This is a genomic window from Streptomyces sp. NPDC041068 (genome assembly GCF_040647455.1).
Taxonomy (GTDB): domain Bacteria; phylum Actinomycetota; class Actinomycetes; order Streptomycetales; family Streptomycetaceae; genus Streptomyces.
In genome coordinates, this window is record NZ_JBEZCG010000002.1 from 366,370 (window position 1) to 393,043 (window position 26,674).

At 70.5% G+C, this 26,674-nt stretch carries 20 protein-coding genes; 15 read left to right on the forward strand and 5 right to left on the reverse strand.

Features of this window, described 5'->3' with window-relative positions; all coding sequences use genetic code 11:
- Window position 1 precedes the first annotated feature (1 nt).
- The 13 genes from AB0B50_RS05540 (at window position 2) to AB0B50_RS05600 (ending at window position 16,365) form a co-directional block, all read left to right on the forward strand.
- On the forward strand, window positions 2-1,042 hold the full coding sequence (locus AB0B50_RS05540; protein WP_362326017.1) for a substrate-binding domain-containing protein: 1,041 nt from the start codon (window positions 2-4) through the stop codon (window positions 1,040-1,042).
- A 189-nt stretch (window positions 1,043-1,231) separates the two neighbouring features.
- Window positions 1,232-2,389 carry a Gfo/Idh/MocA family oxidoreductase gene (locus tag AB0B50_RS05545; RefSeq protein ID WP_362326835.1) on the forward strand — a complete coding sequence of 386 codons (1,158 nt, stop codon included), beginning with the start codon at window positions 1,232-1,234 and terminating at the stop codon, window positions 2,387-2,389.
- Between the two features lie 144 nt (window positions 2,390-2,533).
- Entirely contained in the window at window positions 2,534-3,535 is a 1,002-nt protein-coding gene (locus AB0B50_RS05550; protein ID WP_362326020.1) for a sugar phosphate isomerase/epimerase family protein, read from the forward strand.
- Between the two features lie 195 nt (window positions 3,536-3,730).
- On the forward strand, window positions 3,731-6,193 hold the full coding sequence (locus AB0B50_RS05555) for a PQQ-dependent sugar dehydrogenase (RefSeq protein ID WP_362326023.1): 2,463 nt from the start codon (window positions 3,731-3,733) through the stop codon (window positions 6,191-6,193).
- Between the two features lie 13 nt (window positions 6,194-6,206).
- On the forward strand, window positions 6,207-7,667 hold the full coding sequence (locus AB0B50_RS05560) for a ThuA domain-containing protein (protein ID WP_362326026.1): 1,461 nt from the start codon (window positions 6,207-6,209) through the stop codon (window positions 7,665-7,667).
- A 308-nt stretch (window positions 7,668-7,975) separates the two neighbouring features.
- Complete coding sequence (locus tag AB0B50_RS05565; protein WP_362326838.1) at window positions 7,976-9,103, forward strand: inositol-3-phosphate synthase; 1,128 nt, start codon at window positions 7,976-7,978, stop codon at window positions 9,101-9,103.
- Window positions 9,100-10,077, forward strand: coding sequence for an SCO3242 family prenyltransferase (locus AB0B50_RS05570; RefSeq protein ID WP_362326029.1), 978 nt, complete (start codon window positions 9,100-9,102; stop codon window positions 10,075-10,077). The genes AB0B50_RS05565 and AB0B50_RS05570 overlap by 4 nt, the downstream gene beginning before the upstream one ends.
- Complete coding sequence (locus tag AB0B50_RS05575) at window positions 10,074-11,120, forward strand: sugar phosphate isomerase/epimerase family protein (RefSeq protein WP_362326032.1); 1,047 nt, start codon at window positions 10,074-10,076, stop codon at window positions 11,118-11,120. Before AB0B50_RS05570 ends, AB0B50_RS05575 begins: the two co-directional genes overlap by 4 nt.
- Before the next feature lie 14 nt (window positions 11,121-11,134).
- Entirely contained in the window at window positions 11,135-11,791 is a 657-nt protein-coding gene (locus tag AB0B50_RS05580) for an EboA domain-containing protein (protein WP_362326841.1), read from the forward strand.
- Window positions 11,791-12,639, forward strand: a complete 849-nt coding sequence (locus tag AB0B50_RS05585; RefSeq protein ID WP_362326035.1) for a TatD family hydrolase — start codon at window positions 11,791-11,793, stop codon at window positions 12,637-12,639. Before AB0B50_RS05580 ends, AB0B50_RS05585 begins: the two co-directional genes overlap by 1 nt.
- 3 nt (window positions 12,640-12,642) lie before the next feature.
- Window positions 12,643-13,812, forward strand: a complete 1,170-nt coding sequence (gene eboE / locus AB0B50_RS05590) for a metabolite traffic protein EboE (protein WP_362326038.1) — start codon at window positions 12,643-12,645, stop codon at window positions 13,810-13,812.
- The gene (locus AB0B50_RS05595; RefSeq protein ID WP_362326041.1) at window positions 13,809-15,200 is read left to right on the forward strand and encodes a nucleotide pyrophosphatase/phosphodiesterase family protein; all 1,392 of its coding nucleotides are present in this window, start codon (window positions 13,809-13,811) and stop codon (window positions 15,198-15,200) included. The genes eboE and AB0B50_RS05595 overlap by 4 nt, the downstream gene beginning before the upstream one ends.
- A gap of 115 nt (window positions 15,201-15,315) precedes the next feature.
- Window positions 15,316-16,365, forward strand: a complete 1,050-nt coding sequence (locus AB0B50_RS05600) for a sugar phosphate isomerase/epimerase (protein ID WP_362326044.1) — start codon at window positions 15,316-15,318, stop codon at window positions 16,363-16,365.
- A gap of 72 nt (window positions 16,366-16,437) precedes the next feature.
- Here the strand turns inward: AB0B50_RS05600 and AB0B50_RS05605 are convergent, their stop codons facing one another.
- The 5 genes from AB0B50_RS05605 to AB0B50_RS05625 all read right to left on the reverse strand — a co-directional run bounded on the left by AB0B50_RS05605 (window position 16,438) and on the right by AB0B50_RS05625 (window position 24,417).
- Window positions 16,438-17,817: an OFA family MFS transporter gene (locus tag AB0B50_RS05605; protein ID WP_362326047.1), complete on the reverse strand. Its 1,380-nt coding sequence runs from the start codon at window positions 17,815-17,817 to the stop codon at window positions 16,438-16,440.
- A 1-nt stretch (window position 17,818) separates the two neighbouring features.
- The gene (locus AB0B50_RS05610) at window positions 17,819-19,207 is read right to left on the reverse strand and encodes an OFA family MFS transporter (protein WP_362326050.1); all 1,389 of its coding nucleotides are present in this window, start codon (window positions 19,205-19,207) and stop codon (window positions 17,819-17,821) included.
- A 122-nt stretch (window positions 19,208-19,329) separates the two neighbouring features.
- A complete protein-coding gene (locus AB0B50_RS05615; protein WP_362326053.1) occupies window positions 19,330-21,483 on the reverse strand; it encodes an acetate--CoA ligase family protein in 2,154 nt (717 codons plus the stop codon).
- Between the two features lie 3 nt (window positions 21,484-21,486).
- A complete protein-coding gene (gene frc / locus AB0B50_RS05620) occupies window positions 21,487-22,716 on the reverse strand; it encodes a formyl-CoA transferase (protein ID WP_362326056.1) in 1,230 nt (409 codons plus the stop codon).
- A 15-nt stretch (window positions 22,717-22,731) separates the two neighbouring features.
- Window positions 22,732-24,417: a thiamine pyrophosphate-binding protein gene (locus AB0B50_RS05625; protein WP_362326059.1), complete on the reverse strand. Its 1,686-nt coding sequence runs from the start codon at window positions 24,415-24,417 to the stop codon at window positions 22,732-22,734.
- 165 nt (window positions 24,418-24,582) lie between these two features.
- On the opposite strand from AB0B50_RS05625, the gene sucC reads away from it, so the two are divergent.
- Window positions 24,583-25,749 carry an ADP-forming succinate--CoA ligase subunit beta gene (gene sucC / locus AB0B50_RS05630; protein ID WP_362326062.1) on the forward strand — a complete coding sequence of 389 codons (1,167 nt, stop codon included), beginning with the start codon at window positions 24,583-24,585 and terminating at the stop codon, window positions 25,747-25,749.
- 11 nt (window positions 25,750-25,760) lie between these two features.
- The gene (sucD, locus tag AB0B50_RS05635; protein ID WP_362326065.1) at window positions 25,761-26,639 is read left to right on the forward strand and encodes a succinate--CoA ligase subunit alpha; all 879 of its coding nucleotides are present in this window, start codon (window positions 25,761-25,763) and stop codon (window positions 26,637-26,639) included.
- The last annotated feature ends 35 nt before the right edge of the window (window positions 26,640-26,674 follow it).

Below are 26,674 nucleotides of genomic sequence, written 5' to 3' on the forward strand. Positions count from 1 at the left end.
CATGCCAACCAACACGAGCCGCAGAGGGCTCCTCTTCGGAGCCGCCGCCCTGTCGTCCGGAGCCCTGCTCGCGGGCTGCACCAGCAACGACCCCAAGGACGAGGGGTCGGGCGAGAGGGAGCAGCAGGTCGCCGACGACAAGCCGGGCAAGGAGGTCACCATCGGCTTCGCGGGACCGCAGGCCGACCACGGCTGGCTCAACGCCATCAACGACAACGCCAAGAAGCGGGCCGAGAAGTACGAGGACGTCACCCTGGAGTCCACCGAGGGTTCCAACGACACCGCGGCGCAGATCGGCCAGGTCGAGACGCTGATCAACAAGAAGGTCGATGTCCTGGTGATCCTGCCGGCCGACGGCAAGGCGCTCACCCAGGTCGGCCTGAAGGCCATGAAGGCGGGCATTCCCGTGGTCAACCTCGACCGCGTCTTCGCCTCGCCGCAGGCCTACCGCTGCTGGATCGGCGGCGACAACTACGGCATGGGCCTGAGCGCGGGGCACTACATCGGCGAGAAGCTCAAGAACAAGAAGAGCGCGCGCGTCGTGGAACTCGCCGGGCTCGACAACCTCGAACTCACCAAGCAGCGCACGAAAGGATTCGACGACGCCCTCAAGAACTACCCGAACATCAAGAAGGTCGCGCGCCAGGCCGCCGAGTTCACCGTCGAGTCGGGCCAGTCGAAGATGTCCGGGCTCCTGCAGGCCCAGAAGAACTTCGACGCCCTGTGGAACCACGACGACGACCAGGGCGTGGGCGCCCTGCGCGCCATCAAGCAGGCGGGGCGCGACGACTTCCTGATGGTCGGCGGGGCGGGCGCGCTCTCCGCCTTCCAGGCCATCGACGCCGACGACAGCGTCCTGAAGGCCACCGTCCTCTACCCGCCCACCATGGCCGCGTCCGCGATCGACCTGGCGCGCGCCCTCGGCCAGGGCAAGGGCGTCAGCGGTATGGCGGAGTTCGAGATCCCGTCCTTCGTCACCTGCTACTCGGCCGTCGTCGACAAGGACAACGTCGACCAGTACATGTCCACCGGCTTCAAGTGATGCGCGCGTCCGCACCCCCCACCGAGCGTCGACGAGGAGGAGTACCGCATGCGTGAGACGGAAACCGAGGCCGGGGCCGATTCCGAGCAGGGGGCCGATTCCGAGCGGGGGACCGGTGCCGAGCGGGGGACCGGTGCCGAGCAAGGGGTCGGTCCCGAGGCGGCGGGCAGGCGGCCGCTGGGCGTGGGCATGGTCGGCTACGCCTTCATGGGCGCCGCCCACTCCCAGGGCTGGCGTACCGTGGGGCGCGTCTTCGATCTGCCGCTGCGGCCCGTGCTCTCGGCCGTCTGCGGCCGCGACGGCGGCGCGGTGCGCGCCGCCGCGGACCGGCTCGGCTGGGCCGCGGCCGAGACCGACTGGCGCGCCCTGATCGCCCGGGACGACGTCGACCTCGTCGACATCTGCACCCCGGGCGACAGTCACGCGGAGATCGCCGTCGCCGCCCTGGAGGCGGGCAAGCACGTGCTGTGCGAGAAGCCCCTCGCCAACACCGTCGAGGAGGCCGAGGCGATGGCCGAGGCCGCCGAACGGGCCCGCGCGCGCGGGCAGATGGCGATGGTCGGCTTCAACTACCGCCGGGTGCCCGCCCTCGCGCTCGCCCGGCGGATGGTGGCCGAAGGCCGGCTCGGCACGCTGCGTCACGTACGTCTGACGTACCTTCAGGACTGGCTGGTGGACCCGGAGTTCCCGCTCACCTGGCGGCTGCGCAAGGACCGCGCGGGCTCCGGTGCCCTCGGTGACCTGGGTGCGCACATCGTGGACCTCGCGCAGTACCTGGTGGGGGAGCCGGTGGCGGGGGTGTCCGCGCTCATCGAGACCTTCGTGCGGGAACGGCCGCTCGTCGACGAGGCGGCGGGCGCGTCCGGCGGGCTCACCGCGGCGGGCGGCACCCGGCGCGGCACGGTCACGGTGGACGACGCGGCGGTCTTCACCGCCCGCTTCCCGTCCGGCGCCCTCGCCTCCTTCGAGGCGACGCGGTTCGCCGCCGGGCGCAAGAACGCGCTGCGGGTCGAACTCAACGGCTCCGACGGCTCGTTGGCGTTCGACCTGGAGCGGCTCAACGAGCTCTCGTTCCACGACCACACCGAACCGGCGGCCTCGTCGGGCTTCCGCCGCATCCTCGTGACCGAGCCCGACCACCCCTACCTGGACGCCTGGTGGCCGCCGGGCCACGGCCTCGGCTACGAGCACAGCTTCGTGCACCAGGCCCGCGACCTGCTGCACGCCATCGCCACCGGGACGCCGCCCGAACCTTCCTTCGCCGACGGCCTCTCCGTGCAGCGGGTGCTCGCGGCGGCGGAGGAGAGCGCGGCGAAGAACTCCGTGTACACGACGATTCCCGCCTGAATCCCGCCTGGTCCCTGTCTGGTCCTCGCCTGGTCCTTGCCTGAATCCCGCCTGGTCCCTGTCTGGTCCTCGCCTGGTCCCTGCCTGATCCCCGCGCGACCCTCGCCCGATCTCCCTTGATCCCCGTTCCGAGGAGGCCTCGTCATGCCCCGTAGGTTCACGCTCTTCACCGGTCAGTGGGCCGACCTGCCGCTCGAAGAGGTCTGCAGGCTCGCCCGCGACTTCGGCTACGACGGTCTCGAACTCGCCTGTTGGGGCGATCACTTCGAGGTCGACAAGGCCCTCGCCGACCCCGCCTACCTGGACGGCAGGCACGCCCTGCTCGACAAGTACGGGCTCAAGTGCTGGGCGATCTCCAACCACTTGGTGGGCCAGGCCGTCTGCGACGCGATCATCGACGAGCGGCACCGCGCGATCCTGCCGTCCCGCATCTGGGGCGACGGCGAGGCCGAGGGCGTGCGGCAGCGGGCCGCCGCCGAGATCAAGGACACCGCGCGGGCGGCGGCGGCCTTCGGCGTCGATACGGTCGTCGGCTTCACGGGCTCGTCGATCTGGCACCTGGTAGCGATGTTCCCGCCGGTCCCGGAGTCGATGATCGAGCGCGGGTACGAGGACTTCGCCGAGCGCTGGAACCCGATCCTGGACGTCTTCGACGCCGAAGGCGTGCGGTTCGCGCACGAGGTGCATCCGTCCGAGATTGCGTACGACTACTGGACAACCCACAAGGCCCTGGAGGCAGTTGACCGCCGTACCGCCTTCGGTCTGAACTTCGACCCGTCGCACTTCGTGTGGCAGGACCTGGACCCGGTCGGCTTCCTCCACGACTTCCGCGACCGCATCTACCACGTGGACTGCAAGGAGGCCCGGCGCCGTCTGGACGGCCGCAACGGCCGCCTCGGCTCTCACCTGCCGTGGGGCGACCCGCGCCGCGGCTGGGACTTCGTCTCGGCGGGCCACGGGGACGTCCCCTGGGAGGACGTCTTCCGCATGCTGCGCTCCATCGCGTACGAAGGCCCGATCTCGGTGGAGTGGGAGGACGCGGGCATGGACCGCCTCCAGGGCGCGCCGGAGGCGCTGGCCCGCTTGAAGGCGTACGACTTCGAGCCGCCGAGCGCGTCGTTCGACGCGGCGTTCGGCTCGGAGTGACCTCCGGCCCCGTCACGGCTTTGTCCTGTCCGAGGAAGAAGCGGAACTCTGGTACCGCGCAAGGGCTTTCGGCCACGTACAAAGCTCGCTACCGTCCCTGATGTGTACAGGACATGAAACGTCCGGGGTGACGGCGCACCCCGGCGCACGGCGCACACACCCGCGTACGACCGTCCCCCTCCCGGAGGAACCCCCGTGCACTGGAAACGCCAAAGACTCCGCAGATCCCTCGCCCTGCTCACCGGCACGCTTCTGACCGGCGCGTCGCTGGCCCTCGCCGTACCGCAGGCCGGCGCCGTCCCCGCGGACCCGCCCTCGACGGCCGCCCCCGCCGCCGAGGACTTCCAGCAGGTCACCCTCGCCAAGGGCGAGCCCGAGACGGGCGAGCCGATGACGCTCTCCGTGCTCCCCGACCGCTCGGTCCTGCACACCTCGCGCGACGGCACTCTGCGCCTGACCGACGCCGCGGGCAACACCAGGATCGCGGGGAAGATACCGGTCTACACGCACGACGAAGAGGGCCTCCAAGGCGTCGCCGTCGACCCGAAGTTCAGCGAGAACCGCGCGATCTTCCTCTACTACGCACCGCCGCTGGACACCCCCGCGGGCGACGCCCCGAACGAGGGCACCGCGGAGGACTTCAAGAAGTTCGACGGCGTGAACCGCCTCTCCCGCTTCGTCCTGAAGGCCGACGGCACCCTGGATGCCGCCAGCGAGAAGAAGGTCCTCGACGTCCCCGCGAGCCGCGGCATCTGCTGCCACGTCGGCGGCGACATCGACTTCGACAAGGACGGCAACCTCTACCTCTCGACGGGCGACGACTCCAACCCCTTCGCCTCCGACGGCTTCACGCCCATCGACGAGCGCGCCAACCGCAACCCCGCCTACGACGCGCGCCGCGGCGCGGGCAACACCAACGACCTGCGCGGCAAGATCCTGCGCATCAAGGTCGCCGACGACGGGACGTACACCGTCCCCGACGGCAACCTCTTCGCCAAGGGCACCGAGAAGACCCGCCCCGAGATCTACGCGATGGGCTTCCGCAACCCCTTCCGGATGAGCGTCGACAAGCCGACCGGCACGGTCTACGTCGGTGACTACGGCCCGGACGCGGGCGCCGCCGACCCCAAGCGCGGACCTGCGGGCCAGGTCGAGTTCGCCCGCGTGACCAAGCCCGGCAACTACGGCTGGCCGTTCTGCACCGGCAAGAACGAGCCGTACGTCGACTACGACTTCGCCACCGGCACCTCCGGCGCGACCTTCGACTGCAAGGCGCTCAAGAACGACTCGCCGCACAACACAGGACTGACCGACCTGCCGCCCGCCGAGGAGGCCTGGATCCCCTATGACGGCGGCTCGGTCCCCGAGTTCGGCACCGGCTCCGAGTCCCCGATGGGCGGCCCGGTCTACCGCTACGACGCCGCGAACACCTCCCCGGTGAAGTTCCCCGAGGCCTACGACGGCGACTTCTTCGCCGGTGAGTTCGGCCGCCGCTGGATCAAGCGCATCGAGCAGGGCGCCGACGGCACCGTCTCGAAGATCAACCCGTTCCCGTGGACCGGTACGCAGGTCATGGACATGGAGTTCGGCCCCGACGGCGCCCTCTACGTCCTCGACTACGGCACCGCCTGGTTCGGCGGCGACGAGAACTCCGGCCTCTACCGCATCGAGAACGCCACCACGGGCCACTCGCCGGTCGCCGAGGCCACCGCGTCCAAGACCAGCGGCCAGGCACCGCTGCGGACCACGTTCACCGCGAAGGCCACGGACGCCGACGGCGGGACCCTGACCTACGCGTGGGACTTCGGGGACGGCGGCAAGTCGACCCAGCAGAACCCCACCTACACGTACAAGAAGAACGGCGTCTACACCGCGACCGTGACCGTCAAGGACTCCACAGGGCGCACCGGTTCGGCCAGCGCGCACCTCACCGTCGGCAACACCGCGCCCAAGGTGACCCTGGAACTCCCCGGCGACGGGCAGCTGTTCACCTTCGGCGACAAGGTGCCCTTCAAGGTGAAGGTGAGCGATCCGGAGGACGGGGCGATCGACTGCGCCAAGGTCAAGGTCACCCACATCCTCGGCCATGACAGCCACGGCCACCCGGTCACCTCGGCCAACGGCTGCGAGGGCACCATCCAGACCTCGGCGGACGGCGAGCACGACCCGAACGCCAACATCTTCGGGGTCTTCGACGCCGAGTACACCGACAAGGGCGCGAACGGCCAGCCCGCGCTGACCACCCACGACCAGAACGTCGTCCAGCCCAAGCACCGCCAGGGCGAGCACTACGGCGACTCCAAGGGCGTCTCCGTGGTCAACCACACCCCGGCGCACGGCGGCAAGACGGTCGGCGACATCCACAACGGCGACTGGATCTCCTTCAAGCCGTACATCCTCGGCAACGCCACGAAACTGACCGCGCGGGTCGCGTCCGCGGGGGCCGGTGGCACGCTTGAGGTGCGCAGCGGATCGGTCGGCGGCAGGCTCCTGGGCACCGCGAAGGTCGCGCCGACCGGCGGATGGGAGACGTACACGGACGTCAGTACCGCCATCTCCAAGCCGCCGACGAAGACCACGACCCTGTACTTCGTCTTCAAGGGCTCCGGCACGGGAGCGCTCTATGACGTGGACGACTTCACCTTCACGACGAGCTGAGAGGGGTCAGCACATGCGCGCATCCGCACGGCTGGCCACCGCGACCGCCGCGGCCGCCCTGCTCATCGGCTGTGTGTCGGGACCCGCGGCATCGAAGCCCGAGCCGCCGAAGACGGCGGGGAAGACGGCGCCGAAGACGATGGGGCAGAAGGCGGGGGAGAGGGGAGGGGAGAGGGCAGGGGAGAAAGTCCTGGTCTTCTCCAGGACGGCAGGATTCCGGCACGACTCGATTCCCGCGGGCATCGCGGCCGTCGAGGAACTGGGCGCCGAGGGCGGCTTCACCGTCGACGCCACCGAGGACGCGGGAGCCTTCACGGACGCCAATCTCGCGCAGTACGACGCCGTGGTCTGGCTCTCGACCACCGGGGACGTCCTGAACGCCGCGCAGCAGACGGCGTTCGAGAAGTACATCAACGGCGGCGGTGCCTACGTCGGGGTGCACGCGGCCGCCGACACCGAGTACGACTGGCCCTTCTACGGCGGGCTCGCGGGCGCGTACTTCCAGTCGCACCCCGCGATCCAGCCCGCGAAGGTCCAGGTCGAGGACCACGCCCACCCGGCCACCGCGCACCTGGGCGCGGGAGCGTGGGACCGCACCGACGAGTGGTACAACTACCGCTCCAATCCACGCGACCGGGCCCGAGTCCTGGCCTCCCTCGACGAGTCGTCGTACACGGGCGGCACGATGGCGGGGGACCACCCCATCGCCTGGTGCCAGAGCGACTACCGGGGAGGGCGCGCCTTCTACACCGGTGGCGGCCACACCAAGGAGTCGTACGCCGAACCCGCCTTCCGGCAGCATCTCCTCGGCGGGATCCGCTGGGCCGTCGGCGCGGCCCAGGCGGACTGCCGCCCGGAGAAGGGCTACACACCGCTCTTCGACGGAACGGCGGCCTCGCTGGAGGGCTGGAAGCAGGCGGGCCCCGGTTCCTTCGCGCTGGAGGAGGGCGACGGGACGCTGACGACCACCGGCGGCATGGGCATGCTCTGGTACGACCGGCGCGAGTTCGGCTCGTACTCGCTCAAGCTCGACTGGCGGATGCGGGGCGACGACAACTCCGGGATCTTCGTGGGCTTCCCGCCCTCCGACGACCCCTGGTCGGCCGTGAACAACGGCTACGAGATCCAGATCGACGCCACGGACGTCCCCGAGAAGACCACGGGCTCCGTCTACGGCTTCAAGTCCGCCGACCTGAAGAAGCGCGACAAGGCGCTGAACCCGGCCGGGGAGTGGAACACCTACGAGATCCGCGTCGAGGGCGAACGCCTTCGCGTGTATCTCAACGGCGTGAAGATCAACGACTTCACCAACTCCGATCCGGCGCGGAGCCTGCGCCAAGGGCACATCGGCATCCAGAACCACGGCGACGCCGATGAGGTCTCCTTCCGGAACATCCGGTTGAAGGACCTGCCCGCACCGCCCGCACACCACTCCGGTCCAGCCGCGTCGTCCGGCTCGGGCGCGGGGCGTTAGACGGCGGCGGGCGGAGGACGCCGGACCTCCGCCCGCCGTCTTTCACCATCGGCGCGTTCGCGCATCCGCGTGCGGCCCCGGGGCATGCGCGGACGTGCGTCCGCGTGCACCCGCGCGGATCGTCGTGCACCTGCGCGGTTCGTGCGGGTGCACGTCCGCGCCGTCAACCCGCCCGTGTGTCCAACGAGCCAATGAGCCAATGAGCCAATGAGCCAAGGCAGGAGGCAGCCGTGTCCACATCCGCGCTCGCTACTTCGTCCACTACGTCCGCCGGGGCAGCGGGAGGGACGCCACTCGTCGGGGTCTGGCTGATCGGGGCGCGCGGTTCGGTCGCGACCACGGCTGTCGCCGGGTGCGCGGCGGTGGCGGCCGGACTGCGGCCGCCGACCGGCATGGTCACCGAGACGCCTCCCTTCACGGACAGCGGGATGCCCGCGCTGTCGTCGCTCGTCTTCGGCGGCCACGACACCGTCAACTGCCCCCTGCCCAAACGGGCCGAGGAACTCGCCTCCGGCGGCGTCCTGCCGCACGGCCTGCCCTCGGCGGTGCGCGCCGAACTCGCCGCGGCCGACGCGGAGATCCGTCCGGGCGGGCCCCTGCCGGGCGACTCGCGCACCGACGAGGAACTGATCGACGCCTTCGCCGCCGACCTGCGCGACTTCGTACGCCGCCGGGGCCTCGCCCACGCGGTGGTCGTGAACGTCGCCTCGACGGAACCCCTGCCCGCGGACGGCAACCCGCGGCTGCCCGCCAGCTCCCTCTACGCGGCGGCCGCGCTGCGGGCCGGCTGCCCGTACGTGAACTTCACCCCCTCGGCGGGGCTGCACCACCCCCGCCTCGCCGACGCGGCGCTCGCCTCCGGCCTGCCCCACGCGGGCCGTGACGGCAAGACGGGCCAGACGCTGCTGCGCTCGGTGCTCGGCCCGATGTTCGCGCAGCGGGCGCTCGCCGTGCGGTCCTGGTCGGGCACGAACCTGCTGGGCGGCGGCGACGGCGCGGCCCTCGCCGACCCGGCCGCGGCCGCCGCGAAGAACGCCGGCAAGGAACGCGTCCTCGCCGACACGCTGGGCGCCGCCCCCGAGGGCGAGGTCCACATCGACGACGTGCCGTCCCTCGGCGACTGGAAGACGGCCTGGGACCACATCGCCTTCGACGGCTTCCTCGGCACGCGGATGGTCCTGCAGACCACCTGGCAGGGCTGCGACTCGGCCCTCGCGGCCCCCCTGATCCTCGACCTCGCCCGCCTGATCTCCCGAGCCCACACCCAAGGCCTGACCGGCCCGCTGCCCGCCCTCGCCTTCTACTTCAAGGACCCGGTGGGGGACGCGCCTGCCGCACTGGGGGAGCAGTTCGCGGAACTGGTGCGGTTTGCGGAGGTGTTGGGGGAGCAGGGGGACCCAAGGCCGCGGGGGAGCTCGGTGAGGGAGGGCATATGAGTGCCGCGCGCGACTGGGCCGAGCTGCTGCGCGTCCCCGCCCTGTTCACCGTCCCCGGCGACGCCCTCGCCGGGGCGGCGGCGACCGGGCTGCGCCCCAACCACCGCACCCTCCTTGCCATCGGTTCCTCCCTCTGCCTGTACGAGGCCGGCATGGCCCTGAACGACTGGGCGGACCGAGCCGAGGACGCCGTCGAACGCCCCGAGCGGCCCCTGCCCTCCGGCCGCATCGCCCCACCCGCGGCCCTCGCCGCAGCCGCCGCCCTCACGGCCGCGGGCCTGACCCTCGCCTCCCGCGCTGGCCGCCCGTCCCTCGCGGTGGCGGGTGCCCTGGCCGGGACGGTGTGGGCCTACGACCTCGGCGTGAAGCGCACCCCCGCGGGCCCGGCAGCCATGGCCGCGGCACGCGGCCTCGACCTGCTCCTGGGCGCGACCGCCACGGTGGGCCGGGGGACGAGCCGCAAGCCGAGCCACCGCCCGAGTCGCAAGCCGAGCCACGGCCCGAGTCGCAAGCCGAGCCACCGCCCGAGTGCCAAGGCGGCCGTGTCCTCCGCCGGGGTTCTCGCCGCTCACACCCTCGCCGTCACCGCGGTCTCCCGCAACGAGGCGCAGGGCGGCTCCTCCGTCACCCCGCTGACCGCGCTGGCGGCGACGACCGCGCTGGCGCAAGTGGTGGGCGGGAGGCGGGGCTTGAGGCGAGGCACCGACGCCGGACCGGGCCGGGCCCCCGGTCGGCAGGCACTCCGCGGCGCGCTCGCCCTCGCCTATGTCGGGACCACGGCCAAGCCCCTCTTCCACGCCGCCCTGAACCCCTCACCCCCTCTCACGCAATGCGCCGTCGGCGGCGGCATCCGCGCCATGATCCCGCTGCAGGCCGCGCTCGCCGCCCGCGCCGGAGCCGTGGGCACCGCCCTGCTGACGGCCGCCCTCGCACCCGCCGCCCGGAAGTTCGCACGGAAGGTGAGCGTCACATGAGCGGCACAGCGTCCCGGACCCTTCGCTCCCCGCTCGACGGGCTCCGCTTCGGGTACGGCACCAACGGCCTCACCGACCTCCGCGTCGACGACGCCCTCGGCCTCCTCGCGGACCTCGGCTACGCGGGCGTCGGGCTGACCCTCGACCACATGCACCTCGACCCCCTCGCCCACGACCTCGCCGCCCGCACCCGTCACGTGGCCCGTCGGCTCGACCGACTGGGCCTGACCGTCACCGTCGAAACGGGCGCCCGCTATGTCCTCGACCCGCGCCGCAAGCACGGCCCCTCCCTCCTCGATCCCGATCCGGCCCGGCGGGCCGACCGTGTCCGCCTCCTGATCCGCGCCGTCCAGGTCGCCACCGACCTCGGCGCCCACGCCGTGCACTGCTTCAGCGGCATCACCCCTGCGGACACCTCGGACGACATCGCCTGGCGTCGCCTGGCCGACGCGCTCGGTCCCGTCCTCGACGCCGCGTCCGGCGCCGGGATCCCGCTCGCCGTCGAACCCGAACCCGGCCATCTCCTCTCCTCCCTCGCCGACTTCCACCGCCTGCGTGAAGCCCTCGGCGACCCCGACCCCGGGCTCCTCGGCCTCACCCTCGACATCGGTCACTGCCAGTGCCTCGAACCGCTCCCTCCCGCCGACTGCGTACGCGCCGCCGCCCCCTGGCTCAAGCACGTCCAGATCGAGGACATGCGCCGCGGCGTCCATGAACATCTGCCGTTCGGGGACGGGGAGATCGACTTCCCGCCCGTACTCGAAGCCCTCGCCGCCACCGGCTACCAAGGGCTGACCGTCGTCGAACTGCCCCGCCACTCGCATGCGGGCCCCCAACTCGCCGCGCACTCCATCGACTTCTTGCACCGCGCTGCGGAAGCAGCCGGCGCACCCGAAGCACCTGAAGCACCTGAAGCGCCTGGAGCAGCCGGAGCGCCTGAAGGAGTCGGAGCGGCTGGAGCAGCCGGAGCGCCCGAAGCAGCCCGAGCGCCCCGAGCCGCCGCGGTCCCGAACGCCGCCCTCGCCGAAGGAGGAACCCCGTGACCGACACCCCCGGAATCGCCGCCCTCCGCACCCACCTCGCAGCGGAGCTCGGCGGAGCCGCGCGGGCCTGGCTCGACCAGGCCACCGCCGAGGCCGCGGCGCACGGAGGCCGGCCGGAGCACGAGAGTCAGGGCCCGGTTCCCACCTGGGAGTTGAGGTTCGCCGAGGCCGGACGCCGCTGCGGCCCCGAGCACGCCGACCCCGCCCGCGTCCTGCTCCTGCACGCCGCGCACGCCACCCCCGACACCCTTGCCCGCGTTTACGCGCAGGGCACCGCAGCCGAGCGCCGGGCCGTCCTGCACGCCCTGCCCCACCTGGTGCCGGGGCCCGAGGCCCTGCCGCTGGTCGAGGACGCTCTGCGCACCAACGACACCCGGCTCGTCGCCGCGGCCGTCGGCCCCTACGCCGCCGTGCATCTCGCCCCGCACGACTGGCGGCACGCCGTCCTCAAGTGCCTGTTCACCGGCGTCCCCGTGGACTCCGTCGCCGACCTGTCGAGGCGTGCCCGCGGCGATGCCGAACTCGCCCGCATGCTCGGCGACTACGCGAGCGAACGCACCGCGGCGGGCCGCACCGTCCCCGGCGACCTGCACCGCGCCCTGGCCCTGACCGCTCCCGGGCCCACCTCGGGCCCCGCGGCCCCTTCCACCGGCGAGAAGCAGGAGTCCTGATGCGTATCTTCGATCCCCACATCCACATGACCTCCCGCACCACCGACGACTACCGGGCGATGTATGCCGCGGGGGTCCGCGCGGTCGTGGAGCCCGCCTTCTGGCTCGGCCAGCCCCGCACCGCGCCGGCCTCGTTCTACGACTACTTTGACTCCCTCCTCGGCTGGGAACCCTTCCGCGCCGCCCAGTACGGCATCGCCCACCACTGCACGATCGCCCTCAACCCCAAGGAGGCGAACGACCCCCGCTGCACCCCCGTCCTCGACGAACTGCCCCGCTATCTCGTCAAGGACAACGTCGTCGCCGTCGGCGAGATCGGCTACGACTCCATGACACCGGCCGAGGACGCCGCGCTCGCCGCCCAGCTCCAGCTGGCCGCCGACCACGAACTGCCCGCCCTGGTGCACACTCCCCACCGCGACAAGCTCGCCGGGCTGCGCCGCACGATCGACGTCGTGCGCGAGTCCGCGCTGTCCCCAGGCCGCGTCCTGATCGACCACCTCAACGAGACCACCGTGAAGGAGGCCAAGGACAGCGGCTGCTGGCTCGGCTTCTCCGTCTATCCCGACACCAAGATGGACGAGGAACGGATGATCACGATTCTGCGGGACGTCGGCCCCGAGAGGGTCCTCGTCAACTCGGCCGCCGACTGGGGAAAGAGCGACCCCCTCAAGACCCGCAAGGTCGCCGACGCCATGCTGGCCGACGGGTTCGACGAGGACGACGTCGACCTGGTGCTGTGGCGCAACCCCGTCGCCTTCTACTCGCTCAGCGGCCGCCTCGCCCTCGACGTCCAGGAGCCGGGCGCCAGCCACGAGGGCAACTCCATCCTGCGCGGCGGTGCGTGACCCATGCGCTTCCGGCACCCCGACGGCTCCACCGTCCACCTCGCGTACTGCACGAACGTCCACCCGGCCGAGACCCTCGACGGTGTCCTCGCCCAGCTCCGCGACCACTGCGAGCCCGTGCGTCGACGGCTCGGCCGCGACCGCATCGGCATCGGCCTGTGGCTTGCCAAGGGCGCCGCCCACGCCCTGGTCACCGACCCCGCCGCGCTGCGCGGCCTGCGCACCGAACTCGACCGGCGCGGCCTGGAGGTCGTCACCCTCAACGGCTTCCCTTATGAGGGCTTCGGCGCCGAACAGGTCAAGTACCGCGTGTACAAGCCGGACTGGACCGACCCGGAGCGGCTGACCCACACCACCGACCTGGCCAGGCTGCTCGCCGCCCTGCTCCCCGACGACGTCACGGAAGGCACCATCTCCACCCTTCCGCTCGCCTGGCGCACCCCCTTCGACGCCGCCCGAGCCGAGACCTCCCGCACGGCCCTGGCCGCGCTCGCCGGGCGCCTGGACGCCCTCGCCGAACTGACCGGCCGCTCGATCCGCATCGGCCTCGAACCGGAACCGGGCTGCACCGTCGAGACGACCGCCGACGCGATCGGCCCGCTGACCGCGGTCGGCCACGACCGCATCGGTGTCTGCGTCGACACCTGCCACCTCGCCACCTCCTTCGAAGACCCGGGGGCCGCCCTCGACGCCCTCGCCGCCGCGGGCATCCCCGTCGTCAAGTCGCAGCTCTCCGCCGCCCTGCATGCCGAACACCCCCGCCTTCCCGAGGTGCGCGAGGCCCTCGCCGCCTTCGACGAGCCCCGCTTCCTCCACCAGACCCGCACGCTGACCGCCGCCGGACTCCGCGGCACCGACGACCTCGGCGAGGCTCTCACCGCCCACGCCCTGCCCGATGCGGCCCCCTGGCGCGCCCACTTCCACGTCCCCCTGCACGCGGCCCCCGCCGCGCCGCTCACCTCCACGCTCCCCGTGCTCCAGGACACCCTGGCCCGACTCGTCGGCACCCCCGTCCCCCTCACCCGTCATCTCGAGGTCGAGACCTACACCTGGCAGGCCCTGCCGCCCGAGCTGCGCCCGCGGGGCCGCCCCCAGCTCGCCGAGGGAATCGCCGCCGAACTCGCCCTCGCCCGCGACCTGTTGACGGACCTAGGTCTGAAGGAGCTCCCATGACCCCGACCGGTGGCGGACCCACTCCTCTCCTCGTCCTGGACGTCGTCGGCCTCACCCCGCGCCTCCTCGATCACATGCCGCACCTCAAAGCCCTCGGCCAGTCCGGCTTCCGTGCCCCGCTCGGGACCGTCCTGCCCGCCGTCACGTGCGCAGCCCAGTCCACCTTCCTCACCGGCACGACGCCCGCCGAGCACGGCATCGTCGGCAACGGCTGGTACTTCCGTGAGCTCGGCGACGTACTCCTGTGGCGTCAGCACAACGGCCTCGTCGCCGGCGACAAGTTGTGGGACGCCGCACGCCGCGCGCATCCCGGCTACACCGTCGCCAACATCTGCTGGTGGTACGCCATGGGCGCCGAAACCGACATCACCGTCACGCCCCGCCCCGTCTACTACGCCGACGGCCGCAAGGAACCCGACTGCTACACCCGCCCCCCTGCGCTGCACGACGAACTCACCGACAAGTTCGGCACGTTCCCCCTCTTCCACTTCTGGGGACCCGGCGCCGACATCGTCTCCAGCCGCTGGATCGTGGACGCGACCCGCCACATCATCGACACCCGCCACCCCGACCTGGCCCTGTGCTACCTCCCTCATCTCGACTACGACCTGCAGCGCTTCGGCCCCGACGACCCTCGCTCCCACCAGGCGGCCGCCGACCTGGACGCGACCGTCGCGCCCCTCCTCGACGACGCGAAGGCGGAAGGACGAACCGTCGTCGCCCTCTCCGAGTACGGCATCACCCGCGTGAACCGGCCCGTCGACATCAACCGCGCCCTGCGCCGCGCGGGCCTGCTGGAGGTGCACACCCAGGACGGCATGGAGTACCTCGACCCGATGGCCTCCCGTGCCTTCGCCGTCGCCGACCACCAGATCGCCCACGTCTACGTCCGCCGCCCCGAGGACCTGGAGGCCACCCGCGCCGCCCTGAGCGACCTGCCCGGCATCGAGCAACTCCTCGACGACGAGGGCAAGAAGGCCCATCACCTGGACCATCCGCGCTCCGGCGAACTCGTCGCGATCGCGGAGCCGGACGTCTGGTTCACGTACTACTACTGGCTCGACGACGACCGCGCGCCCGACTTCGCGCAGCTCGTCGAGATCCACCGCAAACCCGGCTACGACCCCGTCGAGCTCTTCATGGACCCCCAAGACCCCTACGTCCGCATCAAGGCCGCGGGCGCGCTGGCCCGCAAGAAGCTCGGCATGCGCTACCGCATGGCAGTCGTGCCGCTGGACCCGTCACCTATTCGCGGCAGCCATGGCCGCCTTCCCACGAGCGAGAACGAAGGTCCGCTCATTCTGTGCTCCACCCCCCGCGCCGTCAGCGGCCGCGTCGCGGCCACCGAAGTGAAATCGCTCCTGCTCCACCTCGCAGGCCTGGTCTGAATCCTGCGTGATCTCCACTGAACCAGAAGGCGAGGGCCCTGCCATCAGGGCCCGACCCCGAGTGATCCCTGACTCCTCATTCGAACCCATCCCTGATGTGACCCCGGGAGACCGCATGAGCCGCAAGCCCACCTCCGCCGACCCCGAACTCGCCCACAGACTCAGCAGACGCGGCGCGCTCGGCGTGGCCGCCGGTGCCGCCGCCGCTGCGCTCATCGGCGCGGCCACCCCGGCCGCCGCCTCGACCACGGCCGCGGGCAAGGGTCACGGCCGCCCCGTCCTGCCGCCCGGCCGGCTCGGCATCCAGCTCTACAGCCTCCGCGACAAGGTCTCCACCGTCGGATTCGCCCCCGTCTTCGCCGAGTTGGAGAAGTGCGGATACGACGAGATCGAGTTCGCCGGATACACCCAGGGCTCGGCGGGCGCCATCACCCTCGCCCAGCTCAAGGCGCTCGCCCGCGACCACGGGCTCAACCCCATCGGCTCCCACGTCGGCTACTACGACGACAACAACCCGGGCGCGTACACGTTCGCGCAGAACCTCACCAAGGTCCTCGACGACGCCGAGGCCCTCGGACTCAAGCACATCGGCACCGCGTCCGGACCCTTCCGCTACGGCACGACCGTCGACGCGTGGAAGCGCGCGGCGGAGGACTTCAACACCTATGGTGAGGCCGCCCGCAAGCGCGGCATGAAGTTCTACCAGCACAACCACGCCGAGGAGTTCTCCTTCGCCACAGACAAGCCGAGCGTCCGCCTCTACGACGTGCTGCTCGCCGAGACCGACCCCGACTTCGTGTATCTGGAGATGGACATCTACTGGGCCTACTGCGCCCAGTTCCGTTTCGGCAAGCGGCCCGACGGCACGCCCGCCCCCTTCGAGCCGATCGACTACGTACTCAAGCGGCCCCACCGTTATCCGCTGTTCCACGTCAAGGACGGCGTTCGCGACGAGACGACGCGCGACGGCTACCGCATGACGGACGTCGGGGACGGCGACATCGATTACAAGAGGTTCCTGTCGAAGGTGACCGCCCGCACCCACCAGGGGCGGCGCTACCACCACTGGCAGACCGAGCACGACAACCCCGTCGAGTCCTACGCCTTCGCCCGCAAGTCCAGCGAGCACCTGCACGCGTTGCGCGGCGGCCGCTGCGGCGACTGACCGCGCAAGGACACCGATGGGGCCCTTCCGCCCGGCGGCGGGAGGGCTCCATCGGTGGAGAAAGTGGCGACGCTAGGCGAGAGCGTCACGCGCGCGTGACGCCGTCGGCTGGCGCAACAGCAAGGAGAGGCCCGCCGCGAGCAACGACACCACCCCGGCGGTCGTATAGGCGCCGATGTACCCCCAGGAGTGCACGACCATCGCGCCCAGGCCGCCGCCGAACAGCCCGGACACCAGCTTGGCGCTGTAGACCATGCCGTAGTTGGAGGCGTTGTTGTTCTCTCCGAAGTAGTCCGGCACCAGCGCCGCAAACAGCGGATAGAACGCGCCGCCCGCGAAGCCGGACAGGAACGCGAAGGCCAGGAAGAGCGGCTGATTGCCGATCTCGCCCGCCCACAGCACCCCGAACTGCCCCACCGCGAGCACCAGACAGACGTACGTCAGGGTGTGCCGTCTGCCGAGCCGGTCGGAGAGCCAGCCCACCACGCCGCGCCCCGTGCCGTTGATCACCGACATCACGCCCATCGACGACGCCGCGATGAGGGGACCGAAGCCCATCTCCTTCGCGAACGGCACCTGGAAGGAGATCCCGAAGATCGACACACCCGCGCAGCACAGCATGCACACCCACATCAAGGGGATCACTCCGGTGCGCAGCGCCTCTCCAGGGGTGAACTGCCGTGCCGCGGGCGGGTTCTTGGCCAGAGCCGTCGCCGTGCGCGCGTCACCGTCGAGCCGCAACGGATCCACGTCGGCCGGCCACCAGTTCTTCGGCGGGTCCTTGAAGAACAGGCCCGCCACCAGGGTCACGGCGAGCACATAGAAGCCGACGAGGTCCAGCACGGTCCGGTAGTTGGACGTGTCGAAGCCGTACGAGAACAGGAAGATGAACGGCACCGCTCCGTAGGCGAAGGCGCCGTTGACGAAGCCCGTCTTGCCGCCGCGCCGCTCCGGGTACCACTTGCCGACCATGTTGACGCAGGTCGAGTAGATCAGCCCGGAGCCGACGCCGCCGAGCAGGCCGAAGCCGGCCATGGCCATCGCCACGCTCGACGCGTGGCTCAGGCTGACGAAGCCGAGGAGCGACAGGACCGAACCGGTCAGCATGGCCGCCCTGCTGCTCAGGATGCCCTTCTCGCGCAGCTTGCCCGCGGGGAAGGAGACCGCGGCCTGGAAGAAGATCCAGACGCTGAGCACCCAGAACGTGTTCGACGACGTCCAGTGGTGTGCGGCGGAGAGGGTGTCCTCGGCCGCCCCGTAGGCGTATTCGAAGACGCTGATGGCGAGCATGGCCGCCCATGGCAGCGCCACCATCGTCCAGCGTGGACGGCCGAGGATCTCCCGGTCGCTCTCGCCGATGCGGTAGACGCGGCCGCGCGCGTCCACGACTTCTCTGTATGTCGCGTCGGGGTCGACCGGCGCGTGATGTCCGGCGATGGGCTCCGCCGTCATGTCAAGCCATCTCCTCACCGAGGGGTTGCGGATTGGGACTGATGTCCTTGGATTTCGGCCTGCCGGGTTGCGACAGGAAGAGCGCGACGAACCCTGCGAACAGGGAGATCGAACCGGCCAGGGTGAAGGCCCCGGTGTGGCCCCAGTGGCTCACCACCACGGCTCCCATGCCGGATCCGAGAAGTCCGGAGACCAGCTTGGAGCTGTAGACCAGGCCGTAGTTGGAGGCGTTGTTGTTCTCGCCGAAGTAGTCCGCCGTCATGGCCGCGAACATCGGGAAGATGGCACCGCCACCGAACCCGGAGATGCTGGAGAAGATCAGGAAGAGCGGAAGGCTCTTGATGTTCGCGGACCACAGAATGCCGTACTGCGCGAGACCGAGGACGACGCAGACGAAGATCAGGCAGCGCTTCCGCCCGTAGCGGTCCGAGAGCCAGCCGATGACGCCCCGGCCCGTGCCGTTCACGACGGCCTTGAGGGACATGGCCGTGGCGACGATTCCGCCGGTGAATCCGGCCTCCTCGCCGATGTCCACCTGGAATGCGATGCCGAAGATGTTCACGCCCGACGTGCACAGCAGGCAGAACCACATCAGCGCGACCCGGCCGGTCTGCCAGGCCTCCTTCGGGGTGTACTGCCGCACGGCGGGCGGGTTCATCCGCAGCGCGCGCCGGGCCCGTGGGTCGTCCGGCGGGCGCAAAGGGTCGACGTCGGCCGGCCACCAGTTCTTCGGTGGATCCTGGAAGAAATAGCCCGCCGCGGCGACCACCACCGCGAGGAGGACACCGACGGAAACCAGGACCCAGCGGAAATTCGTGAGGTCCATGTAGCCGGTGAAGAGGAACACGAAAGGAACCGAGCCATAGGCGAATCCGCCGTTGACGAATCCGGTCTTGCCGCCCTTCCTCTCCGGATACCACTTGCCGACCATGTTGACGCAGGTCGCGTACACCATTCCGGCGCCCATACCGCTGAACATGCCGAAACCGATGTACGCGACGATCACGTGCGGCGCGAAAGCCAGTGACAGATATCCCAAGAAGGTGCCGAGCGCACCGAGCATCATCGCCCAGCGCGCCGGCAGTTTTCCGCTCTCGCGGAGTTTGCCCGCGGGGAAGGCCACCGCGGCCTGGAAGAACACCCAGACACCGAGCATCCAGAAGATGTGCAGGCTGCTCCAGTGGTGCGCGGTGTGCAGCGTGTCCTCGGCGGAGGCGAACGCGTACTCGGCCGAGCTGATGCCCATCATGCCCACCCACGGCAGGATGACCATCCACTTGCGTTTGCGGCCCATGATGTCGATGTCGGTCTCGCCGACCCGGTACATCCGGCCGTTGGCGTCCCTCACCTCCCGGTACGGGACGGCTGTGGGTATGTCGGTAGTCGTCATGTCGCTCAGCACCCCTTGCGTCGGAAAGATCCCGGCCAGCGCCCCCTGTCCTGTCCCTTTCGTGTGCGCACGGGTCCCGGCCCTGCCGGCGCGCACCGTCGGCAGGACCCGCACCGGTCACCTCATCGACCGCCCCCCAACAGCCCGGCCGCCCGCGCCCAGCGGTACTTGGCACCGAGTACGGCGACCGGCTTCTCGGTCGTGTAGGGGTACGCCACGACGCCCCGCTCGAAGAGGTACTGGCAGGCCTCCTCCACCTCGACGTCGCCCGCCAGGGACGCCACCACGGGCTTCTCGACGCCGCGCTCGCGGAACTCCGCGACGACGCGGGCCGTGAGTTCGGCGAAGACCATGGGCGGGGTGACGACGGTGTGCCAGTAGCCGAGGACGAGCGCGTGGATGCGGGGGTCCTCCAGACCGAGCCTGATCGTCGCCTCGTACGTGGAGGGGGGCTCGCCGCCCGTGATGTCCACGGGGTTGCCCGCGGCCCCGAAGGGCGGGATGAACGCCTTGAAGGCCGCGTCCAGGTCTTCGGGGATGTCCATCAGCCGCAGGCCGTTGTCGGTCACGGCGTCGGAGAGCAGCACGCCCGAGCCGCCCGCGCCCGTGATGATGACGATGTCGTCCCCCTTGGGGGTGGGCAGGACCGGCAACGCGCGCGCGTACTCGAGCATGTCGTTGAGACCTGGGGCCCGGATGACGCCCGCCTGCTTGAGGATGTCGTCGTACACGGCGTCGTCGCCCGCCAGCGCGCCCGTGTGCGATCCCGCGGCCTTCGCGCCCGCCGCCGTACGCCCTGCTTTGAGGACCACGACCGGCTTCTTGGGGACCGTCGCCCGTGCGGCCTCCACGAACGCACGCCCGTCCTTCAGGTCCTCCAGGTGCATGGCGATGCACTGGGTATGGGGGTCCTCGCCGAACCACGTCAGCAGGTCGTCCTCGTCCAGGTCCGACTTGTTGCCGAGCCCGACGATCGCCGAGACACCCGTCTTCGTGGTGCGCGCGAAGCCGAGGATCGCCATGCCGATGCCGCCCGACTGGCTCGTCAGGGCGACCCCGCCCTTCACGTCGTACGGGGTGCAGAACGTGGCGCACAGGTCCTGCCACGTCGAGTAGTAGCCGTAGATGTTGGGCCCGAGAAGACGCACTCCGTAGCGCTCGCCGATCGCCACGATCTCTTCCTGGAGGGCGTGTTCGCCCGTCTCCGCGAACCCCGAGGGGATCAGGACGGCATTGGGGATGCCCTTGCGCCCCACCTCCTCCAGGGCCGTGGCCACGAACTTGGCGGGGATCGCGAAGACCGCCACATCCACCTCACCGGGAACGTCCGTGACACTCTTGTACGCCTTGCGGCCCAAGATGTCATCGGCCTTGGGGTTCACCGGATGGATCTCTCCGGAGAAGCCGCCGTCGACGAGGTTGCGCATCACCGAATTGCCGATCTTCCCTTGCTCGTTGGAGGCGCCGATGACGGCGACGGAGCGGGGCCGCATCAGTCGGCGCATCGAAGCGAGCATCTCCGCGCGCGTGTAGGTGCGCCGCGCCTTGGGGGCCTCTTCGGAGAGGATGATCCGGATGTCCGCCGCGACCGCTCCCCGCGGCGTGGCGATCACCGGGTTGAGGTCCACCTCTGCGATCTCAGGGAAGTCGGTGACCAGTTGGGAGACACGGCGGATCTGCTCGGCGACCGCCCACCGGTCGACCGGCTCCGCGCCGCGCACCCCGCGCAGGACCTCCGCCGCCCTGATGGAGTCCAGCATGGAGGCGGCCTCGTCGGCGTCGACGGGCGCGAGACGGAACGTGACGTCCTTGAGGACCTCCACCAGAACACCGCCGAGCCCGAAGGCGACGACCTTCCCGAACGTCGGATCGGTCACCGCCCCCACGATGACTTCCTGGGCCGAGGGTCCGCCCGGCAGCAGCTCCTGCACCTGGACGCCGTCGATTCGGGCCTCAGGGGCGTACGTGCGGGCGTTCTCGACGATCCGGCGGAAGGTCGCACGCACGTCGGCGGAGCCCGCCACGCCCACCACCACGCCGCCCGCGTCGGTCTTGTGCAGGATGTCCGGGGAGACGATCTTCATGACGACGGGGCCGTCGAAGCGCGCGGCGTGTGCCACGGCCTCGTCGACGTCGGTCGCCAACTCCTCGCCCGGTACGGCGATTCCGTAGGCGTCCGCGATCACCTTGCCCTCGGGCGCGGTCAGTGACGTACGCCCCTCGGCACGCACCGATCCGAGAAGTGCGCGCACCCTCAGCAGGCGGTCTTCGGCCATCACTCAGATCACTCCGTTCGACTTGAGCAGACGCACTTCCTCGTCGCCGAGGCCGAGCTCGCCGATGAACACCTCGTCGTTGTGCTCGCCGAGCAGGGGTGAACTGACCACGTCCACGGGGGAGTCGGAGAGCTTCAGCGGGGAGCCGACGGTGGTGAACGAACCGCGCTCGGGGTGCGCGACCTCGACGACCATCTCGTTGGCGGCCAGCGAGGCGTCCTCGATGATCTCCCTGGTGGAGAGGATCGGACCGCAGGGGATGTTGTGGGCGTTGAGCCGCTCAAGGACGTCCCACTTGGGCAGCGTCGAGGACCACTCCTCGATCAGCTGGAACATCTTGCCGAGCTTGGGCAGCCGTGCCTCCGCAGTGGCCCAGTCGGGGTCATCGGCCAGTTCCGGGCGTCCGATGAGCTCGGTGAGCGGCTGCCAGCCCACGGGCTGCACGATGACGTACACGTAGTCGTTGGGCCCGCCCGGGGCGCACTTGACGGCCCACCCGGGCTGCCCGCCGCCCGACGCGTTGCCCGAGCGCGGCACCTCGTCCCCGAAGTCCTCGTTGGGGTACTCCGCGAGCGGACCGTGCGCAAGTCGCTGCTGGTCGCGCAGCTTGACCCGGCACAGGTTCAGTACGGCGTGCTGCATCGCCACGTTCACGCGCTGCCCGCGACCGGTGTTCTCCCTCTGGAAGAGGGCGGCGAGGATGCCCGCGACGGCGTGGATGCCTGTTCCGGAGTCACCGATCTGGGCGCCGGTGGCGAGCGGCGGTCCTTCCTCGAAGCCGGTCGTCGACATGGAGCCGCCCATGGCCTGGGCGACCACTTCGTAGGCCTTGAAGTTGGTGTACGGGCCCTCTCCGAAGCCCTTGATCGAGGCGTAGACGATCCGCGGGTTGATTTCCTGGATGCGGTCCCAGGTGAAGCCCATGCGGTCCACGGCACCAGGTCCGAAGTTCTCCACCATCACGTCTGAGCGCCGGATCAGCTCGGTCAGGAGCTCCTTGCCGCGTTCGGTCTTGGTGTTGAGGGTGATGCTCCGCTTGTTGCAGTTGAGCATCGTGAAGTACAGGGAGTCGACGTCGGGGAGGTCGCGCAGCTGCTTGCGCGTGATGTCTCCGGAGGGTGCCTCCAGCTTCACCACGTCCGCGCCGAGCCAGGCGAGCAGCTGGGTGGCCGAGGGGCCGGACTGGACGTGCGTCATGTCGAGGACGCGAATGCCTTCAAGAGCCTTGGTCATGGCTGTCAGGGCTCCTCACTTGTACATGGTCTGGTTCATGGTTCCGGGGGCGTACGCGTCCGGATCGACCCATACGTTGATCAGGGAGGGCTTGCCGGACTCACGGGCGCGGCGCAGCGCGGGACCGATGTCGGCGGGGTCGCGGACCTCTTCGCCGTGACCGCCGAGCATCTGCGCGAACTTGTCGTAAGGGACGTCGCCGAGGGTGTTGCCGACCCGCTCGCGCTCCTGGCCGTACTTGGCCTTCTGGCCGTAACGGATCTGGTTCATCGAGGAGTTGTTGCCGACGATCCCGACGAAGGGCAGGTCGTAGCGCACGAGGGTCTCGAAGTCCCAGCCGGTGAGGCTGAAGGCGCCGTCTCCGAAGAGGGCCACCACTTCCTTGTCGGGTCGCGCCTGCTTGGCGGCGAGCACGAAGGGGATGCCGACGCCGAGCGTGCCGAGCGGACCCGGGTCCATCCAGTGACCGGGCGACTTGGGCTGGACGACCTGCCCGGAGAAGGTGACGATGTCGCCGCCGTCGCCGATGTAGATCGAGTCTTCTGCAAGGAAGTCGTTGATCTCGCTCACCAGGCGGTACGGATGGATGGGCGAGGCGTCGGACCGGAGGCTCGGCAGGCGCTTCTCGACGGCCGTCTGCTCGGCGGCGCGCAGCTCGTCGATCCACTCCTTGCGCTTCGACGCGCCTCCGTTGACGCGGCCGGACGCGGCCTCGGTGACCGACTTCAGGATCAGCCCGGCGTCGCCGACGATGCCCAGGTCGATGTCCCTGTTCTTGCCGACGGTGCGGTAGTCGAGGTCGATCTGGACGACGGTGGCGTCGGGGGAGAGCCGCTTGCCGTACCCCATGCGGAAGTCGAAGGGCGTGCCCACGATGACGATGAGGTCGGCATTGGAGAAGGCGTAGCGCCGCGAGAGCTGGAAGTGGTGCGGGTCCCCGGGCGGCAGGGTGCCGCGCCCCGCGCCGTTCATGTAGGCGGGCACGTTGAGGGTGCGGACGAGGTCGATGGCGGCCTCGGTGCCACGGGTCGTCCACACCTGGCCGCCGAGCAGGATGGCGGGCTTCTCGGCGTGCACCAGGAGGTCGGCGAGCCTCTCGACGGCCTCGGGGTCGCCGGCCGAGCGGGTCGAGGCGCGGTAGCGCCCGGCCTCGGGGACGCGGGCCTTGTCGACCGGCACCTTCGCGTCGAGCACGTCACGGGGTATCTCCAGGAAGGAGGGGCCAGGGGCGCCGTGGTAGCACTCGCGGAACGCCATCGACACCATGTCGGCCGCGCGGGCCGTGTCCGGCACGGTCGCGGCGAACTTGGTGATGGGCGTCATCATGTCGACGTGCGGCAGGTCCTGGAGCGACCCCATCTTGTGCTGGCTATGGGCGCCTTGGCCGCCGATCAGCAGCATGGGGGACTCCGCGCGGAAGGCGTTGGCGACCCCGGTGACGGCGTCCGTCGTGCCGGGCCCCGCCGTCACCACCGCACAGCCCGGCTTGCCCGTGATGCGCGCGTAGCCGTCGGCGGCGTGGGCGGCGACCTGTTCGTGGCGTACGTCGACGACATCGATGCCCTCGTCGACGCAGCCGTCATAGATGTCGATGATGTGGCCGCCGCAGAGGGTGTAGATGACCTCCACGCCTTCCGCCTTGAGTGCTTTGGCGACCAGGTGTCCACCGGAGATGTGCTGCTGGCTGTTGTCGTCGGGCATGGCGAAGTCCTGTCCCTTCGTAGGGGAGTTGGAGTGCGCTCGCACGCTCTCGGGGCGCCCTCGCAGTGGATTGCATACAGTCGACGAATACTGTATGAAGCTTGTTATCCCGCATCCGGTGGGTGGTGTCCAGGGGGCGTGCGGCACTTTCAGTCAGGAGCCGGAATGGACCTTTTCGAGCACCAGGCACGGCAACTCTTCGAAGAACACGGCATCTCGGTGCCACACGCCGAGGTCGCCGACACGGCCGAGGGAGCACGCGCGGCAGCCGAGCGACTCGGCGGCCGAGTCGTCGTCAAGGCCCAGGTCAAGACCGGGGGGCGCGGCAGAGCGGGCGGCGTGAAGATGGCCACCGACCCCGCGGCGGCACAGATCACGGCACGGCAGATCCTCGGCATGGACATCAAGGGCCACACCGTGCGCACGGTCATGGTGGCCCAACCCGTCGACATCGAAGCCGAGTTCTACGTCTCCTACGTACTGGACCGCGCCGCTGGCCGCTTCCTCGCGATCGCCTCGGCCGAGGGCGGCATGGACATTGAGGAGGTCGCGGCGAGCCGCCCCGAGGCGGTGGCCCGTCTCGCGATCGACCCGAAGGAAGGGGTGACACGGGCGAAGGCCGCCGACATCGCGGCCGCCGCGGGCCTGCCCGCCGACACGGCCGACACCTTGGTCGAACTCTGGCGCGTTCTGATCCGTGAGGACGCCCTCCTGGTGGAGGTCAATCCACTCGTCCGCACCGCCCAGGGGGAGATCCTCGCCCTGGACGGCAAGGTCACCCTCGACGACAACGCCCGCTTCCGTCAGGAGCGTTGGGGGGCCGAGCGGGAGACCCACGACGACACCCTGGAAGCGGCGGCCGCCGCCAAGGGCCTCAACTACGTGAAGCTGGACGGCGAGGTCGGCATCATCGGCAACGGCGCCGGACTCGTGATGTCGACGCTCGACGTCGTCGCGGGCTGCGGCGCCCGCCCCGCCAACTTCCTCGACATCGGAGGCGGCGCCTCCGCCGAGGTCATGGCGGACGGCCTCTCCGTGGTCCTCTCCGACCCCTCCGTCAGATCCGTCTTCGTGAACGTCTTCGGCGGCATCACCGCCTGCGACGCGGTCGCCGACGGCATCGTCCGGGCCCTGGGGGCCGTCCAGTTGACCAAACCCCTGGTGGTCCGCCTCGACGGGAACAACGCCGCCCGAGGCCGCGCCGTCCTCGACGCCCGCGCCCACCCGCTGGTCCAGCAGGCCACCACCATGGACGACGCCGCGCGCCGCGCCGCCGAACTCGCCGGCGCACTCCACGCACCCCGCCCCGCCCACGCGACCGACGCACCCTGAGGAGCCGGGACATGGCGATCCACCTCACCAAGGAGAGCAAGGTCCTCGTCCAGGGCATGACGGGCGCGGTCGGCATGCACCATACGCGGCGCATGCTCGCCGCGGGCACGAACGTCGTCGGCGGCGTCAACCCCCGCAAGGCGGGCCGCACCGTCGACTTCGACGACCGCGCCGTCCCCGTCTTCGGCTCGGTCCGCGACGCCATGGACGTCACCGGCGCCGACGTCACGGTCGTCTTCGTGCCGCCCGCCTTGACCCAGGCCGCCGTGATCGAAGCGGCCGACGCGGGGATCGGTCTCGCCGTCGTCATCACCGAGGGCGTCCCCGTGCACGACTCCGTCGCCTTCCTCTCGTACGCGAAGGAGCGCGGCACCCGCGTCATCGGTCCCAACTGTCCGGGCCTGACGACTCCAGGGCAGTCCAACGCGGGCATCATCCCCGCCGACATCACCAAGCCAGGCCGCATCGGCCTGGTCTCGAAGTCCGGCACGCTCACCTACCAACTCATGTACGAGCTGCGCGACATCGGCTTCTCCACGTGCGTGGGCATCGGGGGCGACCCCGTCGTCGGCACGACGCACATCGACTGCCTGGCCGCCTTCGAGGACGACCCCGACACCGAACTCGTCGTCCTCATCGGGGAGATCGGCGGCGACGCGGAGGAACGGGCGGCCGCGTACATCGAGCGGTCCGTCTCCAAGCCCGTCGTCGCCTACATCGCCGGGTTCACCGCCCCCGAAGGCAAGACGATGGGCCACGCGGGCGCGATCGTCTCCGGATCGTCGGGCACCGCGCAGGCGAAGAAGACGGCGCTGGAGGCCGTCGGCGTACGCGTGGGAAAGACGCCCACCGAGACGGCTCGGCTCGTGCTCGACCTCCTGGCGAAGTGACCCCTGATCTCGAGGGGGAGATGACGCCTGATCCC